Origin of the sequence: Carboxylicivirga sp. M1479 (assembly GCF_007097485.1) — a bacterium.
Lineage (GTDB): Bacteria > Bacteroidota > Bacteroidia > Bacteroidales > Marinilabiliaceae > Carboxylicivirga.
Window position 1 is genome coordinate 18912 of the sequence record NZ_VKDE01000012.1, and the last position, 20621, is coordinate 39532.

A 20621-nucleotide genomic window follows, 5' to 3' on the forward strand; every position below is an offset into this window, starting at 1 on the left:
TTTATGCCTTTAATTATAAATGCCAATTCTTAATTAAAAATGAGCGCTAAGTTTAAGATTTATTCTTCTTGATGTAAGATAATTAGGTACGGCATATTGTCTGTTATGAATGTCCCTTACCCAAAAATAGGAGATGGTATTGCTTATGTCGAAAAGGTTAAAAACTTCGAGCCCGATCCAGCAATCTTTCACGATAGTGTTGTTCTTATTAAACCATTTGGTAAGTTCTTTGGCGAAGCCGATATCAACCCTTCTATACGCAGGCATACGGTGTACAGCCATATAGCGCGGAGACTGCGGTGGGCCAAATGGCAAACCAGTTGAATACAGTAGGTTCAGATTAACTCTGAAAGTAGGGTTGTTGGGCAAATAATCTTGAAAAAATACCGATAGAGACACACGTTGATCAGATGGGCGCGGTATATAGCCTGGATAGACAACTGTTTCGTTGCCATCCTCATCTGTTTCTATGTAATAATCATCCAATATGTCCTCTTCTGTTTTCATAATGGATAAATTAGCCCATGACTCGACTCCTTTTACAAATTCGCCGTTGATTTTAAAATCTACTCCTGCGGCATAACCCTTAGCATTGTTATTGCCCGAGTAGCGGATGCGTACATTATCAACCTGATAGGGGTTGAGATCAGTCATGTGTTTATAATATGCTTCAGTGGTAAATGTGAACTGCCTATCCATCGCTTCAAAGATATGATCGAGTCCCCCAACGAGCTGCAGTGATTTTTGAGCTTTAATATTTTCATTGATAGTGCCCTCGGGCGTTCGCATTTCGCGGTACAACGGACTTTGGTTGTAGAGTCCTGCAGCAAAGCGATAGCGTGTGGTAGCGTTCGTATTAGGGTGAAGTAGTACATTCACTCTTGGACTCAGCAAAAACTCATTGTTAAAATCCCAATAACTAGCTCTAATGCCTGCGTTGATTAATAGAAAACCATTGTCTGTATCAATCTTAAACTCATCCTGAATGTACGAAGTAAAGCGGTTGCTACTGGTTTCAAGATCTGCATTATAGGAGTACACGAGTTTTACTTCCTTGTCTGAGTATGGGAGGGAGTAGCCTGCCGAATCGCGCATCTCCCATTCGTTTATGAAATCTTTAAAATATTCGTGTTGATATTTTACCTCCCACGACAATAGGTGTTTGTCTAGTTGGTGCTTGCCCTGAAATGCCATATTCTGAATATTTCCGAACAGTTGATTTCGTGCATGCTCCAGGTTGGTGCCTACACCAATGTTTTCTATGCCATCCTCCTGTGGGTTAGGTGTTGATCCATCCAAGTTTTCGATATTTTGCAACCAATACTGTCCAACAATATCGTAGGTTACTTCTTCAAACGTACGATAAGCCATTGCCGTAAATTTATACTGGTTATTGCTACCTGGTGCAAATTTTAATGAAACAGCACCTAAACCAGTTTGAAAAAGGTCTTTTTCTTCTCCTTCAAAGTATATTTTAAGCTTTTTGGCTTCGTTGATGGTGCCAAAAGCTGTTTCGCGATCTACAGGAATGAAGTTGTAATTATTTTGTGAATAGTAGCCCAAAGCTTCGAGTTGCCAATGGTCAGAAAGTCGATAGGTCAGAAATGTTTGAGCATCAAAAAAGCTCGGATTGTAATCTCCACTGACATCAAGCGTACCTAGTAGGTATTTATTGGTTTTGTATCGCACCCCTGTAATGGCGGTAAATCGCTGATCTTTTGAACTGCCCTCAATGTGTCCTGATGCCCCCAAAAGACTGGCGCTAACACTCCCGCTAAGTTGTTGTGGTTGCTTATATTTTACATCTAATACCGACGACATTTTGTCGCCATATTGTGCTTCAAATCCACCAGGAGAAAATTTAAGCGAAGAAATAAGGTTAGGACTAACAAAGCTCAAGCCTTCTTGCTGGCCCGAGCGAATCAGGAAAGGGCGGTATATTTCTATGTCATTAACATACACCAGGTTTTCGTCGTAGTTTCCACCTCGTACTCGATATTGTGAACTCAATTCGTTATTGGATGAAACCCCCATTTGACTCTTGACTAAGGCTTCAATATTACCGCCTCCAGCATCAGGCAATCGGTTCACTAGTTTGGGATCAATTTTTGAAAAAGACTGGTCGCTTACTTGTCCTTCAATATCTACTTGGCCTAAGCTCTCGTGTTTTTGCGATAATACGATTTTTAAATTTTGCGCTTGTTGCTGACTTGTGACATCAATTGTAGCTGTGTGGTAGCCTACTGACGAGGCTTGTAGTTGAAAAGGTAGTTTTTGCTTACTTGAAAATGAAAATTGCCCTTTATCATCGCTAACGCCACCATTCGTGCCATCAATTACGCTGATGTTTGCAAATGGAATGACTTCCTTTAGGCTATCGGTAATAAGGCCTTTTATTTGAATGTGGTTTTGCCCCAACATTGGTTGCTGCAATAGCATGGCAAAAATGATAATAAATAGATAGAGGATTTTTCTCACAGTCAATAGCATTTTTAGTGTTGCAGGGTGTGTGATAAAGAGCTCAAAAAAGTGCTTTGATGACATCAATCTGCTGTTGTAAAAATAGAAAGGAATTATGGTTCTGAAAAATATCTTTTTAAGCCTAATCCTTTGCTTCTATATTAACGTGAGTTATTGATTTTTCGTATCTTTACTATATGGAGAAAAAAATTATGGACATCCATCCTTCCTTAATAAATGCTGATGAGCGATTTAGTAAAATACTCGACTCAATGCTTGTTTCTTTTCAGATAGAGGGTATACATTTCGATGAAGAAGAAATAAAAAATATGGTTGGCCGTATCAAAGAAGATCTTAGAAAATAGCACTTATAATTTTAGTCATGGGTTGATAATTTTGATCCGCCGCACTCTGCACAGCCATGATGTATTCTTCGAATTGGCGTTGTGTTATTTTATAAAAGTCTAAAAAATCATAACCCTGCTTTATCGCCATCATGTTTGCTAAAACTCTTGCCACACGCCCATTAGCCTCTCTAAATGGATGGATAAATAATAATTCGGCATGCACTTTAGCAATATCGGCGATTAGTTTTTCCTTGTTGTCGTAATGGTTTGGTAGTTTTTGAAGTATCTGTTCATCAAAATCATGACAGATAGTAGGTAGAAATTTAGCTGTTGGAAACAAAAAGCCACCTTTAGTCATATTTACTGTTCTAAACTGTCCAGCAAAATCATACACTTTCAAGAGCGATAACTGATGGATGTGTTTGATGTATTCGAAATTAAAAACAGTGTGGGTTGTTAGCTCATCAATAAGTAAATACTGGGCTTTTAAAAAACCTTCAAACTCCACCTTATGAATAGCTTTAATTGATGTAATGCCAAGCAGGTTGGGCAAAACTTCGTGTTGGCTATCATCGCCAGGTACCTCGTATTTCGAATGAAGGTAAGGCATGAAATAATTGATTAGTACAGTTGGATGAACAAATTAGGAGTAAAAACGAAATTTAGCAAGGGAGAAAGTCATATTGGCTTTGATAAAGAATGATTCTATCTTTAGCCTTCATAAAAGATTAGTCTAATTTTATACATAAAGATCATGAAGAAAGTACTCATAATGTTGGCCGTACCTTTAAAGCCATTTGAGCAAATATTATCAGGTTGGGAAATAGTTTATCCTCAAAAAGAAGCCTTTACACAGGAAGAGTTGTTGGAGAAAGTAAAGGACGTTGATGCCATCGTTTCTGTTTTTGGAAACAAGCTAAGTAATGATGTGATTGATGCTGCACCCAAGTTAAAGATGATTGCCAACTTTGGTGCTGGATATGATAATGTTGATATGGTACATGCGAATGCAAAGGGTATTGTGGTTACCAATAGTCCAAATCCAGTAACAGAACCAACGGCTGAATTGGCGATGGGCTTGATGATTTCTGTTGCAAGGCGCATGGGGGAGATGAATCGGATACTGAAGAATAAAGAAGACTTGCAATGGGGGGTAATGCGCAATTTGAGTACGACATTAGTGGGTAAGCAGCTAGGTATTGTTGGAATGGGAGCAATTGGAAAAGCTTTAGCTCGTAGGGCGGTGGCGTCTGGCATGTCTATAGTGTATCACAATCGTAAAAAAGTGGATACAGCTGTTGAAGCAAAGCTAAATGCCAAATACCTACCATTGGATGAATTGCTGCAAACATCAGATGTGGTTTCGCTGAACATGCCACTTACACCTGAAACAAAACAGATGATTGGTAAACAGCAGTTGCAGATGATGAAGTCTAGTGGCATTTTAATTAATACCGCTCGTGGCCCTGTTGTTGATGAGGAAGCATTGATAGAGGCTTTAGAAAATAAGGGAATTGCAGGAGCAGGTCTGGATGTGTTTGATAGTGAACCAACAATTCCTAATGCTTTACGAGAATTGACTAATGTGGTATTAATGCCTCATTTGGGATCAGGAACGCATGAGGCGCGTGAAGAGATGTCTGGCTTGGTGGCGTTAAATGTTAAAACATTTTTTGAGGGAGCAACACCGCCTAATCAAGTAAACTAATTTTTTGAGAGTGTGTTTGTAATAGGAGCATTGTGTGTTGATTTGTAATGGCTTTTAATGTGTTGATATTGTGATAGAACAAGTTGAGATTAGTTTGCCTAAATTTAGTAGAGGTTTCCATTTAATAACAAATGAGATAATTAGTGCTTTGCCACGCCTACCAAGGCAAGGGATGTTAAATGTGTTTATCAAGCATTCGTCGGCTGGTTTAAGCATTAACGAAAATGCCGATTATACTGTTCGCGAGGATTTTGAAACAATTCTTAATAAGCTGGTTCCTGAGAATGATCCTGATTACAAGCATACTCTGGAGGGAGATGACGATATGCCTGCACATGTAAAGGCATCACTAATGGGAAGTTCTGTTACTATTCCTATTTGCAATGGGAGCTTAAATCTTGGAATTTGGCAAGGAATCTATTTATGCGAATTTAGGAATTATGGCGGTTCCAGAAGTCTGGTGCTTACAATCTATTATTAAGAATAGTTACAAATTGTAAGTCTTGATAAATGTCATAATTAAAGGCTTTGGTTATTTGTTACTTGCGATTTGAAGCAAACAAGTAATAATATAAAACCAAATTAGCACAATGCAAAAGTTATTATTGTTAGGAGATGAGGCGATTGCTCAGGGAGCTATTGATGCCGGATTATCAGGTGTTTATGCTTACCCAGGAACGCCATCTACAGAGATTACTGAATATATTCAGGATAGTAAAATTGCGAAAGATCGTAAGATACACAGTAAATGGTCAAGTAATGAGAAAACGGCCATGGAGTCTGCATTAGGTATGGCTTACGCTGGTAAGCGTGCCATGACATGTATGAAACATGTAGGCTTAAATGTTGCTGCTGATGCCTTTATCAATGCTGCCATTACAGGTGTAAATGGTGGATTTGTTGTGGTTGCAGCCGATGACCCTTCGATGCACTCCAGCCAAAATGAGCAAGATAGTCGTGTGTACGCTAAGTTTGCCATGATTCCGATTTTAGAGCCTGTTAACCAGCAGGAAGCTTACGATATGACATATGCAGCTTTCGAAATGTCAGAGAAGTTTAATGTGCCTGTGATGATTCGCATTACTACACGTTTGGCTCACTCGCGTGCTGGTGTAGTGCGTAAAGAATTGTTAGCAGAGCGCGAAGTAAGCTTACCAAAGGATCCTACTCAATTCGTACTTCTGCCATCTATTGCCCGTAGAAATTATAAGAAACTGATTGAGACGCGTCCTGATTTGGAGAAAATTTCAATGGAGTCTCCTTACAATTCATATACCGATGGCCCTGATCGCTCTTTAGGGATTATAGCGTGTGGTATCGCGCACAATTACCTGATGGAGAATTTTCAGGAAAGAGAATTAACTCATCCAGTATTAAAGTTATCGCAATACCCAATGCCTCGTAAAGATATTGAGCGCATGGTGGCCGAGTGTGATAAAATTATGGTGTTGGAAGATGGTTATCCGGTTATTGAAGAACTGTTAAAGGGATATCAGGAAGCAGGAACGCCAATTACTGGTCGTTTAGATGGTACTTTGCCTCGCGATGGTGAGTTAACACCAAATATTGTAGCCAATGCTTTAGGCTTCCCATTCGAAGAAGGAGCAGACATTCCTGATCTGATGGCATCTCGCCCGCCAGCTATGTGTAAGGGTTGTGGCCATATTGATGCTTACCAGGCATTGAATATTGCTTTGGAACCATATGGCGCGGGTCGTGTTTTTGCTGATATTGGGTGTTATACTTTAGGTGCTTTACCTCCATATAATGCAGTTAACTCTTGTGTTGATATGGGTGCATCAATTACCATGGCTAAAGGAGCTGCGGATGCTGGATTAGTGCCTGCTGTTGCCGTTATTGGTGACTCTACGTTTACTCACTCTGGTATGACAGGTTTGTTAGATGCCGTTAACGAAGGAACTCCAATAACAGTTATTTTATCTGATAACTACACGACGGGTATGACTGGTGGTCAGGATTCACAAGCTTTAGGTCACTTGGAGCAGATTATCGAAGGATTAGGTGTAGAGCCTGATCATATCCGTGTATTTAAACCAACAGCAGCCAATCTTGATGATATGGTTAACATCATCAAAGAAGAGTTTGAATATGATGGTGTTTCGGTAATTATTCCACGTCGTCAGTGTATTCAAACCTTACGCAACAAGAGTTTGGTGATGAAAGTTAAAGAATTAGGATTGTAAAACAGTGCACGGTGCTTTGCGCATAGTGTACTGAGCAACAAGCACTCATTAAAACTAACAGTAATTATGAAATCAGATATAGTATTAGCAGGTGTTGGAGGACAAGGGATTCTTTCCATAGCTGCAACAATTGGTATGGCAGCTGTAGACAAGGATTTACACCTGAAGCAAGCAGAAGTTCATGGTATGAGCCAGCGCGGAGGTGATGTGCAATCGCATTTGCGTGTGAGTAGTAAACCAATTTCTTCGGATTTAATACCCCGAGGAAAAGCTGATATAATATTATCGGTTGAGCCAATGGAATCATTGCGATACCTTCCATTTCTTTCAAAAGATGGATGGTTGGTTACCAATACTACACCTTTTGTAAACATACCCAATTACCCAGAAATGGAGGATGTATTGGCTAAGATAGCCGAACAGCCAAATCATATTGCTATCGATGCAGAAAAAATCGCTGCAGAAGTTGCCACTAAGCGTTCGTCAAACATTGTAATGTTAGGAGCTGCTTCTCCATTTATCGACATTGATTTTGAAGCTTTAGAAGAGGGCATACGCAAAATATTTGGTCGTAAAGGTGATGCAATTGTTGAATCTAATATTAATGCATTACGTGCCGGTCGTGCTGCTAGTGAAGAAAAGCTAGCTAGCCGTAATTAAAACACACAACATTAGATATATTAATTTCTTAGCCAGTTGCCTTATGGGTAGCTGGCTTTTTTATAAATTATTTTCTCCTCCTCATAGAGAAATAAAAATTGAAAGATAAATAGATGTATTTAAGAGTTTACAAAAGCCGTTGATAGTTTAGAGTAATTGAATAGCATTTGAAATACGATATATGTATTTGAAGTAATTGCATAAATGCCTTAACTAATCTTTTATGCGATTTCAAAATACTAACAAAACACATATTATAACTACCGTTGCTAGTGAAAGCCTCTTTGAATTAAACCTATTTGGCTTTGTAAGACTCGGATTAGGTAACAAAAAAATATCAACAATACTCCATTTAAGTCCAGATAGAGTGAATGGATCCCGCTCCCGACTTAGAAAAAAAATTAAAGCTAACTACCAAACAAAAGTTTTAGAAACATTTTTGGCGTATTTCTAAGATATATTTCTAAAAGTTTATCAAATAATTACTGCCGTTTATCCTGCCTTTTGCGATACTCATCAGCAAATGAGTAATTGTTCATCTTTTTCTAACGTTTGTAGCGTATCCTTCCTTAGTGCTTTGCGTACTAGCCAAAGTGTTAAATGAATTTATAATTAAAATATATAACCTAATTTTCTATGAAAAACAGATCATTGACGATTGCTTCCTTTGATGGATTGCAATGTTTTTGGCAGATGTTGAGGCAAGGTGTAAAACCCCATTATGTAATGTGGTTTTTATTATTGCTAATGCAATTCTCTTTTACTACAGTAGCTCAAATAAATAGCACTTTACGCATCATAAAGGTACATGCGCCAGATCCATCTTGCGATGAATGTGGTAACAGTACTAATGGCGCTGATTGCGATTATAAAATAGAAGTAGAAAATACAACAGGCTTTTCGTCTGGTGATCGTGTGCTGATTGTTCAAATGAAAGGTGCTTCCATTGATACCAATAATGCAAGTGCTACAGCAGGTAATATCACCGATATTGGAAATGCTGGTAACTATGAATTTTTTGTAATTGGTAAAATTGAGGGCAACTTTATTTTTCCCCGTGGTCGACTTAAACGCACCTACGACGAAGCAGGTCAAATACAGCTAGTACGAGTAGCATCTTATAGTGGCGACCATTCGATTGATAGTGATATTACAGCGGCAGCCTGGGACCCGGGAACTGGTCAAGGTGGTGTCGTAGCAATCTTTGTTGAAGGCACTTTAACTTTTAATGCCGACATAAATGTACAAGGAACAGGTTATCAAGGTATCGTCAATACAGATAATGGTTCAGATGAATGTGGGTTAAATCCCGATGACTGGATGGTGTTTCCATCTTCTCATGACCATGTGAGCCCTAAAGGACAAGGTGTTGTTGTGGATGACGCGAATACCAATGGAGGACGTGCACCCCGTGGAAATGGTGGAGGTGGCGGAATAAATGGTGATACTGGTGGCGGTGGTGGCTCCAACTATGGTGCTGGTGGTGCCGGTGGTGATCGTTGGTGTAATGGTACTCAAGGTATTGCTGCAGGTGGCCTTGGAGGAGTAGAAATGAGTAGCTATGTTAGCGAAAATCGCATATTCTTTGGTGGCGCTGGTGGTGCCGGTTTTATTACGAACAATAATTCTTCTACAGCTGCCGATGGTGGTGGTTTAGTAGTTATTAGAGCGAAGCGAATTGTAGGGAATGGTCATACGATTAATGCATCTGGTACATCTCCTGTAGCATCCAACCCAGTTGGAGCTCCTGATGGTGGTGGCGGTGGCGGCGGCGGTGGTACTGTTGCTTTTGAAATACAAGAATTTAATGGTACGCTTACGATTGATGTGTCGGGTGGTAATGGCCAAGACTTAAATACAGATAATCATCACGGTCCTGGTGGCGGTGGTGGTGGTGGTGCTTTCCTATACAACCTATCTGCCTTGCCAAGTGGTATTACTGTGAACAGAAATGGTGGTTTAGCAGGAAAACATACCGATAATGCAACGAATGGAGCTCTCGACGGATCCGAAGGAGGAATTGTTTCATACTTTAACTTCGTTTATTCCGAAGAAGATTCAGATAACGACAACATCAGTGATTTCTGTGATTTAGATACAGATAACGATGGTATACTTGATGAAAATGAAGATGGTCAAACAGGTACCGACCCAAGTAAAGATGATGATAACGATAACACACCCAACTATAAAGATAGTGATCTGGTAACAGCAGATGGCCGTCCTTTTGTTGATGATAATGGCGATGGAATTAACGATTTATTTGATCGAGATCGCGATGGGATTCCTGATTTTCAAGACTTAGATAGTGATAATGATGGCTTTACTGATGCTTATGAAGCAGGTGGAACAAGTGATCCAAGTGGTCACTATGGTACTTTTCCCGATGTTAACATTAATGGTTTAAACGATGAGGTAGATCCCGGAGCAGGAGGAACAGCGCTTATACTATTGGATGTTGATAATGATGGCTCACCTAATTTCGTTGATATCGATTCCGATAATGATGGGGTGTCTGATGCATACGAATCAAGCTCCTCTACAATAGCAACAGGAATAGATTCGGATAACAATGGTATTGACGATGTCTTTGATGCATCAGCAGGAGGTGCATTAAATACCTTTGTCGACAGTGATGGCGATGCCATAATGGATGCTTTCGACCTGGATGCAGATAACGATGGAATTACCGATTATTATGAAACATCGGGCTTGGCAAGTACAAGCTTAGATGCTGATCTAGATGGTATTGTTGATGCTTTTGATGTTGATATTACCAATGGGGCTGATTTGAATAACGATGGAATAGACGATGCGTCAAACCCAATTGATACAGATGCCGATGGTTTGTTCGATTACAGAGATTTGGATGCCGATGCCGACGGTATTATTGATAATATAGAAGCACAGGCAACAGTAGGCTATATTGCCCCTCTAAACAACGATACTGACACAGATGGTTTAGATAATGCCTACGATCCTGATAATGGAGGAACCACAATTATTCCATCTAATATCGATGGAGATGATTTACCAGACTTTTTGGATATCAACTCCGATGAAGACAGTGAATCAGATATTATTGAAGCGCACGATTTAAATCGGGATGGCAGCAGTGATATAACTCCCTTGGGTACCGATGGAGACAATGATGGCCTGGATGATGCTTTTGATAGTACCATTGGCAATGATCCCACAGATGGAGGCGAGTTAGCAACAGATTATCCTGATGCTGATGATTCAGGCGATGACCGGGATTGGCGACAAAATCTTCCCAAAGTAACTATTTCGGTAGATGAAGTAATTATAAGTGAATTGTTAGAGGTAGCTACAGTTACAATAACATTAAGCGAAACAACGTATCAGGATATAACAATTCCGCTAACATACGATGCAAGTACAGCAACAGAGGGTGCAGGAGGTGATTACTTAGCATTACCAAAAACAAATGCTTTTACGGCTGCTGAAATCGTTATTCCTGCTGGTCAGTTATTTGGTGAGATAACAATAACAGCAGTAGACGACCTAATTGATGAGGATCCAGAAACAGTAATTATTGAAATGGGAACCATCCTTGGTGCAAAAATACAAGGTGATGCGAGCAAAACAGTGACCATTGTAGATAACGATGCAGCAGGATTCACCGTTTCGGCCATTTCTAATAGTGTAAGTGAAAGTGGTACAACCGCCACATTTAGTGTTATTTTAAATTCAGCACCTACAGCCGATGTTGTATTGGATTTACTACTATCAGCCGATCATTTAACAGAAGCAGCTATTGATGCTTTGGATAACGAGCTAACTTTTAAAGTAGCAGATTGGAATACAGCACAAGTTGTAACAGTTACCGGTCAAGATGATGTGATTATTGATGGAGATCAAGCCTTTGATATTACTGTCAGCATCAAATCATCCAGCGATGGCAACTATAGTGGTTTAGCCTCACAAACTATTAGTGGAGTTAACCTTGATGATGATGCAGCACCAGTTGCTATCGATGATGTTGATTTGCTTCTCAATAAAACAAACGAAGATGTAGCCATCACTATTGATGTTGCAGCTAACGACACGGATGATAAAGATGCACTTGATATAACATCTGTTGATTTGAACCTTGTTGATGTTGGTATTCAAAACACCATTACCAATGCATTTGGTACATGGACTGCCAATAACAGTGGAGAAGTAACTTATTCTCCTTTGCTCGATTTCAATGGGGTTACTTCTATTCAATACACTATTTCTGATACAGATGCTTTTGTATCTAATTCAGCAACTATAGCTGTGCAAGTTGTACCTCAAAACGATGCGCCAGTAGCCGTTGTGGATGCAATCACTGTGCTTGAGGGGGGCACTAGCACTACATTAGTGTCGACCAATATTAGCGTACTGGACAACGATACCGATGTAGAGAACAACACTCTAAATGCCATTTTGGAGGAAGATGTGAAAAACGGCGACTTAACCCTTAATACTAATGGAACATTCAGCTATACACACAATGGGAGCGAAACTACATCAGATAGTTTTACATACAAGGCAAACGATGGTTCGATAAATAGTGACATTGTAACAGTGAGTATAACTGTTACACCGCAAAACGATCCTCCTGTTATAATTGCCAACAATGTTAGCATTGCAGAGGGAACCATCAGTGTACAAACAGTTTCTGCAACTGACCCTGATGATGGCGATACCAAAACCTATTCTATCAGTGGTGATGATGCCGCTTTATTCTCTATTGTACCAGGAACTGGTGTTCTAACATTTATCACGGCCCCTGATTTTGAATCTCCAATGGATGCCGGAACGAACAATATTTATGATCTTATCGTTCAGGTAGAGGATGCGGATGGCTTAAAAGATTCTCAAGCTATAACCGTTACGGTGAAAAACGTTATTGACGCTTTAAGCTTGCAATTTGGAGCAGCATCTTATCAGGATTCAGAAGCAACAGGAAGCAATATCCCTGTAATTGTTGCAAGTGGTGAAATATTAGCAACAAGCGTTACGGTTAACGCCACTATAACTGGTGGTACTGCTACAATTATCGATGACTATACGCACACCGTATTAGTTACAATACCAGCAGGTGATTACACACTTGCTCAAAGCATCCCATTAACGCTATCGATCGTTAATGAAACCGTGGCTGAGGACAATGAAACAATCATGTTTGAATTGGACGGACAAACAGCTGGCGTTAGCATAGGCACTCAAGCAACCAGTACCTATACCATCGTTAACGACGACATACCGTCCATTACTTTAGGGTTAACGGGTTCTTCAATTGCAGAGAACAACGGAGTAGCAACTATTACTGCAACTTCGGACATCTTTAGTACGTCTGATGTAGTCGTTAATTTGGCATACAGCGGAGATGCAACTATCATTACAGATTACACATCAGCTGCGAGCATAGCCATTCCAGCTGGTCAAAAAACAGCATCAATTTCACTTACTGCAGTTCAGGATTTACTTGATGAAAACAACGAATCAGTAGTGGTTGATATATCTAGCGTTACCAACGGTATCGAAAATGGTACTCAGCAAGTAAGTGCTAGCATCACAGATGATGATTTAGCACCTAAAGTGTCACTTTCCATAGATAATGAATCTATTGCAGAGGATAATGGAACCGCAACAGTCACTGCTACTATTGATGCTCAATCAGCTTTACCTGTAACAATTAATTTAGCATACACAGGTACAGCTGCGCTAAGCGGAACGGATGCAACTACGGCTGCAGCAATCAATGCAAACTCTGCAACTCAAATTGTTATTCCAGCAGGAGCAGTAAGTGGAAGCGTAAGCATTACGGCCAAGCAAGATCTTATTGATGAAGCAGACGAGACAGTTATAATTGATGTAGCTTCTGTAGTTAATGGTACCGAAAATGGTACGCAACAGGTAACAACAAGTATTACCGATGATGATGCAGCCCCTGCAGTTACACTTTCAATTGATAAAACAACTATCGTTGAAAATAATGGTGTAGCAATAGTAGAAGCAAAGCTTGATTCAGAATCAGGTTTACCTGTAACTGTCACATTAAATTATTCGGGTACAGCTGCTTTAGGTGGCACCGACGCAAACACTGCAAAAGGAACAAATGCTAATTCGGCCACTGAAATAGTAATACCAGTTGGAGCAACAACAGGTACTGTTACAGTTACGGCAGTAGCAGATAATTTAGATGAGGACGATGAAACCATCGTTGTTAATATCGCATCTGTTACCAACGGAACGGAAGACGGTACACAGCAAGTTACAACAACAATTCAAGATGATGATGATGCACCTTTAGTAACTTTAAAGGTTGATAATTCTACAATTGCTGAAAATGGTGGAGTAGCAATAGTGACGGCTGAGATTGATGCTCAGTCTGGTTTGCCTGTTACTGTTACTTTAGCTTATTCAGGAAGTGCAACACTTAACGGCACAGATGCTAATACCGAAGCGGGTACAAATGCTAATTCAGCTACAGAGATTGTGATTCCTGCAGGCTTAACTTCAGGAACAGCAAAAATAACCTCAGTGGTTGATAATATTTATGAAGGCGCTGAAGATGTAATCGTTGGCATAAGTACTGTAAACAATGCTACTGAAGCCACACCTCAGCAGGTGAGCATAGACATAACTGATGGACAGGCAAAACCAAGCGTTCGATTAGAATTAGCAGGTTCTCCTTTCTCAGAAAATGGAGGTACTGGCACTGTCAAAGCTATTTTGAGTCATCCAAGTGTTGAAACAGTAGATGTTGAGCTGGCTTTAACCGGTACAGCGGTAGCGACAGATTATACGCATTCTAGCCTAAGCCTATCAATTGCACCATTCGCAAGCGAAGCAGAGCTTACTTTAACAGGGACTGATGATGTATTGACCGAAGGAGATGAAACGGTAATTGTCGATATAAACACAGTTACAAACGGAACTGAGGATGGCGTACAACAAGTAGTTGCCACCATTTCAGATGATGATGTGGCAGGCATCACGGTTATTACTACTGGTGGAAGTAATGAAACCAGCGAAGACAAAATAACAGATAGCTTTGATGTTAAATTAAACACACAGCCCGCCAGTAATGTAGAGCTAATAATTAGTGGTCTGGATGCTTCTGAAGGTAGCTTAAGTACTGCAACTTTAACGTTTACAACGGATAATTGGGACGAGGTACAAACAGTTACTGTTACTGGAGAAGACGATGCGATTATTGATGGAGCGATAGACTACACATTAACTTTAGCAGTTAATAATGCTAATTCTGATGATGGTTATGATGGTTTATCAACAACAGCAATTGTTCGTAACCTTGACAATGATGTGGCCAATATAACTGTGAGCGAAACAGCAGTTACGACAAGTGAGAATGGTACAACAGCCAATTTCAGTATTGTTCTTACGGCTCAACCATCAACACCAGTTGTAGTAACCTTAATTGAGACTGATGATGAAGGTACAGTGCCAGCTTCCATTGAGTTTACTTCTTCTGATTGGAATAATCCACAAATCATAACAGTAACTCCAGAGGATGATGCGCTAATCGATGGTGATCAAACTTATAACATAACCATTGCGGTAGATGCCAACAATAGTGACGATGCCTTTGATTTGGTGGCGGCTAAACTGGTTGAAGTAACCAATGAAGATAACGACGGCGCAGGTTACACTGTTAGCAAAAATACTTTAACAACCAATGAAGATGGTACAACAGATAATTTCACTTTGGTTTTATCTGCCAAACCAACTAACAATGTTGTTTTGTTATTAACCGAGGCGGATGACGAAGGGATAGTTATTGGTTCTGTTACATTTACAACAGATAATTGGGATCAGCCACAAACCATTATGATTACTCCTGAAGATGATAATACGGTTGATGGAGATCAAACATATGACATCATCATTGCGGTTGATGCTGCTAATAGCGATGATGCATTTGACCTATTAGCCACTAAAAAGGTAACTGTGACTAATGAAGATGACGATGTTGCAGGTTTTACAGTTAATAAAACAACATTAACAACGAATGAGGATGGCACAACAGATGAATTTACCGTGGTACTATCTAAACAGCCTTTGAGTAATGTTGCAATAATAATATCAGAGGATGATGACGAAGGTACAACTGTTAGCTCGTTAACCTTTACATCAAGTAACTGGAACGAGCCACAAACGGTGCTTGTCACGCCTGAAGATGATTACCTTATTGATGGTACTCAAGCATACCTTGTAACAATTGAAATTGATGCCGCCAATAGTGACGATGCTTTTGATGCAGTTAATGCACAAACAGTGAACGTGACGAATGAAGACAATGACCAAGCAGGCTTTACTGTTAGTTCAACAAAGTTAACAACGAGTGAAGATGGATCTACCGATGCGTTTAACTTGGTACTATCAGCCGAACCAACTAGTGATGTGGTACTTTTATTAAGTGAGTCTGATGACGAAGGAACAGTGCTTGAATCTGTAACTTTCACACCAGCCAGCTGGAATACGCCACAAACTGTAACTGTTACTCCTGAGGATGATTCTTTAGTGGATGGTGATCAATTGTACAGCATTACTATCAGTGTGGATGAAAACAACAGTGACAACGCTTTCAGTGTAGTAACTGATCAAACAGTTGAGGTAACAAATCAAGATAACGATACCGCTGGTTATTCGCCACGTATTCAAGGTACAGTTGCTGAAACATCGGAAGATGGAACAAGTGTTAGCTATAACTTAAAGCTAGATGCTCAACCAGCATTAGATGTAGTTATTGATATCACCGGATTAGATGTGACGGAAGGTGAATTGAACCACACTCAACTTGTGTTTACAAGCAGTAATTGGGACACCGATCAAACCATTACAATTACTGGTGTTGATGATGATGAGGTTGATGGCGATATCACGTATGCATTAACGCTTTCTGTTGATGATGCTCGTTCTGATGCTGCTTACCATGGTAAAACAGCAAGTATATCCGTAATAAATAAGGATAATGATACTGCTAATACAGCTCCTGTAGCCAATGCCGATGTGGCGCAAATAAACGAGGGAGAGGTCTTGAATGGAACTTCATTATTAAGTAATGATACCGATGCTGAAGGTGATCTGTTAATCATCAATACAACGCCAATAGTTGAAACAGAGAATGGTGAGCTGACGATTAATTCTGACGGTACTTATACCTACACGCCTAACTATCGATTCTTTGGTGAAGATAGCTTTACATACCAGATTTGTGACGATGCAACTCCACCGATGTGCTCCACTGCACTTGTAACCATTACAGTAATTGAAAATACCGATCGCGATGGCGATGGTATTGATAATGATCGTGAGGGTGATGATGATGTGGATGGTGATGGCATACCAAACGATGAAGACGAAGATTCTGATGGCGATGGTATTTTAGATGAAGATGAAGGAGATGTGGATACCGATGGCGATGACACACCTGATTACAAAGATTTGGATTCAGATAACGATGGAATTCTTGACGAAAACGAAGGTGACGGAGATACCGATGGTGATGGCCAAGAAGATTACCGAGACGAAGATTCTGACGGTGACGGCATTCTTGATGAAGAAGAAGGTGATGTTGACACAGATGGCGATGGCCAAGAAGATTATCGCGACTTAGACTCAGATAATGATGGAGTATTGGATGCTGACGAGCCAAGGGGCGACTGCGATAATGATGTTACACCTAACCGCATTGATGAAGATAGGTGTTACGATGAACTAGAGGTACTTGAAGGTTTTTCACCAAATGGTGATGGAACAAATGACTTCTTTGTGATCGGGTGGCTAAATCAATATGACAAAGTAAGCTTTGAAGTATTTAACCGTTGGGGTAATGTTGTTTATCGAAAGGATAAATACATGAATGACTGGAATGGTGAATCAAACGTAGGCTTTAGTATTGGTGATGAATTGCCGGTAGGAACCTACTACTACATCATTACCATTCAGGATAATGGAGAAAAGCTACAAGGCAATATTTATCTTAACCGTTAAGCAAACCTTACGAATTGAAAATTTTGAAAGAAATGAATCGATTATATAAAAATACCCTAGTTGTATTAAGTGCCTTACTGTTATTTGTAGGAGTGCAAAAGGTACAGGCTCAGCAAGAGCCGTTATATACGCAATACATGTTTAATACGGTTTCGGTTAACCCGGCCTATGCTGGTACACGCAATGCCATGAATGTGTTGTTACTTTCACGCATGCAGTGGACAGGCATGGAAGGTGCTCCGCGCACTTATGATTTTACCATGCATACGCCTTTGAATAACTATAAAATGGGCTTGGGGCTATCGGTTGTATCCGATAGTCATGGGCCAGTTAATAATTATTACATCAACGTGAATTATGCTTATCGCGTTAGCTTAAGCGAGTCCCTTACTTTATCAATGGGTGTAAAAGGTGGTATCTATAACTACTATGTAAACCTTACAAATCTTAATGTGGGTGATGAAGATGTGGCTTTTATGGATAACGTGGAACAACGCTTCCAACCCAACGCCGGTTTAGGACTCTATTTATATGCCGATAAGTATTACTTTGGAGCATCGGTACCAAAATTAATACAAACAACATTAAATGGTGAGCAAAGTACCACTGGCTCTTTAAGCGACTTGAAGCAGCATGTGTTTTTAATGGGAGGTTATGTGTTTGATATTAATGAAGATGTGAAACTGAAACCATCAGTGTTAACAAAAATTGTTAATGGTGCGCCTCCATCAACCGATATTACAGCTCAATGCTTGTATAAAGATACCTATTGGCTAGGAGCTACATATCGTATTGGTGATGCAGTTGCACTAATTGGCAATATTCGTTTGAATAAGCAATTAATGATTGGTTACTCCTATGATTTTACTGTGTCGGAGCTAAATAACTACAACAATGGTAGTCATGAAATTATCATTAGTTACGATTTCGATGGTTTCTTAAAAAACAAAGTCAAATCACCAAGGTATTTCTAGTATCAAACCCTAAGAGTGTTTAAAAATGAAATTAAGAATCTCTATTATAATATTTAGCTTTTTAATGCTTGTTTCTGCAGCTCAGGCTCAGACCTACAGTAATAAAATGGATAGTTTGGTTAATCCGTTTCGTGTAAAACAAGCCGATAAAGCTTTTGATAATATGGCATATGCAAAAAGTATACGCCGTTATGAGCCCTTGTATCAGAAGGGATATTTGGCTGATTCAATTAAACCGAAGCTCGCACAGGCCTACCTTAAAGTGCAAGAAACAGAAAAGGCAGAAGAAGTGTATGCCAGTGTAAATGCCGATTACTTAGTTGGTGAAGATCTGTTCTTTTTTGCTCAGGCCCTAAAGTACAATGGTAAATATGCCGAGGCAGATACTTACATGGCCAAATATTTAATTAATAATGCTGAAGATTCAAGAGCCTTGAAACAGAATAATGCGCTTCCGGTTATTGAGAAGATATTATCAGAAGAACGATACTTAGTTGAGCCAGTTGATTTTAATTCAAGCCAATCGGATTTTGGTGCTTTTGTGGTTGATGACCATGTAGTCTTTTCATCAGCTCGCGAAGTGGATGTGGTCATTCGTCGTGAATATGCCTGGAAAGAAACTCCATACCTTAATATTTTCACCTCCAAAATTAAAGACGGTGGCCATGGCAAGGCTCAGCTATTATCTACACAATTGAAATCCATGTATCACGATGGACCAGTAAGTGTAAATACTGAGCGTACTGAGTTATTTATAACCCGCAATACCTTTAATAATTTAATTGGTAAAAAAGGTGTAGATGGCACAAACCACCTTAATTTAATGGTGGCCAGTAAACAGATAGATGGGACATGGGGAAAGCCGGTTGATTTGCCTTTTAACGATGTCAGTCACTCAACAGGGCATGGTTTTATAACCAAAGATGGTCAGCGTTTGTACTTCGCCAGCGATCGTGAAGAGGGGCTTGGTGGATCAGATATTTGGTATGTTAATCGCACCAGCAATGGTTGGTCAGAACCAATTAACATGGGAGATGAGGTTAATACCGAGGGCGATGAAATGTTTCCTTTTGTTGATGCTGATGGGAAATTATACTTTGCTTCAAACGGACATTTAGGTTTAGGAGGATTGGATTTGTTCGTGGCGTCAGAAAGAAAGGGAAGTTACCGTGTTCATAACATGGGTTATCCAATCAACTCTGAAAAAGATGATTTTAGTCTGTTTTTAATGGATGATGGCATAAATGGCTATTTTGCCTCAAACCGAAGTGGAGGCAAAGGCGATGATGATATTTATCGTTTTAAAATACTTAATGCTGTCAGCTTCAAAAAGCACTTTAAAAGCAAATTGATCGATAAAAACACTCGTCAGATAATTGCAAATACGCCAGTTCTATTGAAAAACCCAGCAGGTGATATAATAGCTGAACTAATGTCAGATGCTGAAGGTATGGTCGCTTCTGAATTACCACTTGAAATGGCTGAACTAAGCTTGGTTGTGAATGCAGTTGACTATTACCCTTATGCCAATGTAATTGATGTGTCGGAAGATGTTGATGAACATGAAATGGAACTGATACCGTTACCTGTTTATGGTATTTATGGTAATGTATTTCTATTACCAGATATGACAGCTATACCCGAAGTAAATGTATTGATGGTTCCTGCGCAAGGTGAGCAAAAAAGAATCACGAGTAATGAAGATGGTACTTTTAAAACGAGACTGGAGCCCGATATGGAATACGATTTAGTTTTTACAAAAAAAGAATTCTTTACAAAACGTTTAACGTATTCAACCATGGGGCGCGATACTGGCTATGTTAATGTAAATGAGTTTGTGGAGTTGGAACTTGAAAAAGCAGAAGTTGGTAAGAGTATTGAGATCGAGATTCTTTATGACTTAGGGAAATGGAACATCCGTGAAGATGCTGCTACTGAGCTGAACGACATGGTTCAGTTTCTACAAGATAATCCAACTATAAAAATTGAGCTAGGGTCGCACACCGATGCAAGAGGATCTGCCTCTTCTAACCAGGTGCTATCGCAAAAACGTGCCGAGTCGGCAGTGGCATATATGCTTGAGCGTGGCATTGATAAATCACGCATACAGGCCAAAGGATATGGTGAAACTCGTTTAAAAAATAAATGTGCCGATGGAGTGCGCTGTTCTGAATTAGAGCATCAGGCGAATCGTCGTTCTGAAGTCACAATTATAGCCATGTAATGTAAAAAGGAAAAGATAGGATTTGAATTG

Annotated in this window: 10 protein-coding genes; 8 read left to right on the forward strand and 2 right to left on the reverse strand. The window is 39.8% G+C overall.

Annotation, left to right across the window (positions count from 1 at the left end):
- Positions 1–33: 33 nt before the first annotated feature.
- Positions 34–2478, reverse strand: coding sequence for a TonB-dependent receptor (locus FNN09_RS08815; RefSeq protein ID WP_185968944.1), 2445 nt, complete (start codon positions 2476–2478; stop codon positions 34–36).
- Between the two features lie 194 nt (positions 2479–2672).
- On the opposite strand from FNN09_RS08815, the gene FNN09_RS21120 reads away from it, so the two are divergent.
- The gene (locus FNN09_RS21120; protein WP_185968945.1) at positions 2673–2825 is read left to right on the forward strand and encodes a hypothetical protein; all 153 of its coding nucleotides are present in this window, start codon (positions 2673–2675) and stop codon (positions 2823–2825) included.
- Here the strand turns inward: FNN09_RS21120 and FNN09_RS08820 are convergent.
- Positions 2815–3417: a Fic family protein gene (locus FNN09_RS08820; RefSeq protein ID WP_143301602.1), complete on the reverse strand. Its 603-nt coding sequence runs from the start codon at positions 3415–3417 to the stop codon at positions 2815–2817. The two genes, FNN09_RS21120 and FNN09_RS08820, sit on opposite strands and share 11 nt — an antisense overlap.
- Before the next feature lie 144 nt (positions 3418–3561).
- Between FNN09_RS08820 and FNN09_RS08825 the strand changes: the two genes are divergently transcribed.
- The 7 genes from FNN09_RS08825 to FNN09_RS08855 all read left to right on the forward strand — a co-directional run bounded on the left by FNN09_RS08825 (position 3562) and on the right by FNN09_RS08855 (position 20591).
- On the forward strand, positions 3562–4515 hold the full coding sequence (locus tag FNN09_RS08825; protein ID WP_143301604.1) for an NAD(P)-dependent oxidoreductase: 954 nt from the start codon (positions 3562–3564) through the stop codon (positions 4513–4515).
- A gap of 70 nt (positions 4516–4585) precedes the next feature.
- Positions 4586–4996, forward strand: coding sequence for a secondary thiamine-phosphate synthase enzyme YjbQ (locus tag FNN09_RS08830; RefSeq protein WP_143301606.1), 411 nt, complete (start codon positions 4586–4588; stop codon positions 4994–4996).
- Between the two features lie 109 nt (positions 4997–5105).
- Entirely contained in the window at positions 5106–6719 is a 1614-nt protein-coding gene (locus tag FNN09_RS08835) for a thiamine pyrophosphate-dependent enzyme (protein ID WP_143301608.1), read from the forward strand.
- 66 nt (positions 6720–6785) lie between these two features.
- Positions 6786–7379 carry an indolepyruvate oxidoreductase subunit beta gene (locus FNN09_RS08840; protein ID WP_143301610.1) on the forward strand — a complete coding sequence of 198 codons (594 nt, stop codon included), beginning with the start codon at positions 6786–6788 and terminating at the stop codon, positions 7377–7379.
- 636 nt (positions 7380–8015) lie between these two features.
- Complete coding sequence (locus FNN09_RS08845) at positions 8016–17393, forward strand: Ig-like domain-containing protein (RefSeq protein WP_143301612.1); 9378 nt, start codon at positions 8016–8018, stop codon at positions 17391–17393.
- A gap of 32 nt (positions 17394–17425) precedes the next feature.
- Positions 17426–18367: a type IX secretion system membrane protein PorP/SprF gene (locus FNN09_RS08850; protein WP_143301614.1), complete on the forward strand. Its 942-nt coding sequence runs from the start codon at positions 17426–17428 to the stop codon at positions 18365–18367.
- A gap of 25 nt (positions 18368–18392) precedes the next feature.
- Complete coding sequence (locus FNN09_RS08855; RefSeq protein ID WP_143301616.1) at positions 18393–20591, forward strand: OmpA family protein; 2199 nt, start codon at positions 18393–18395, stop codon at positions 20589–20591.
- The last annotated feature ends 30 nt before the right edge of the window (positions 20592–20621 follow it).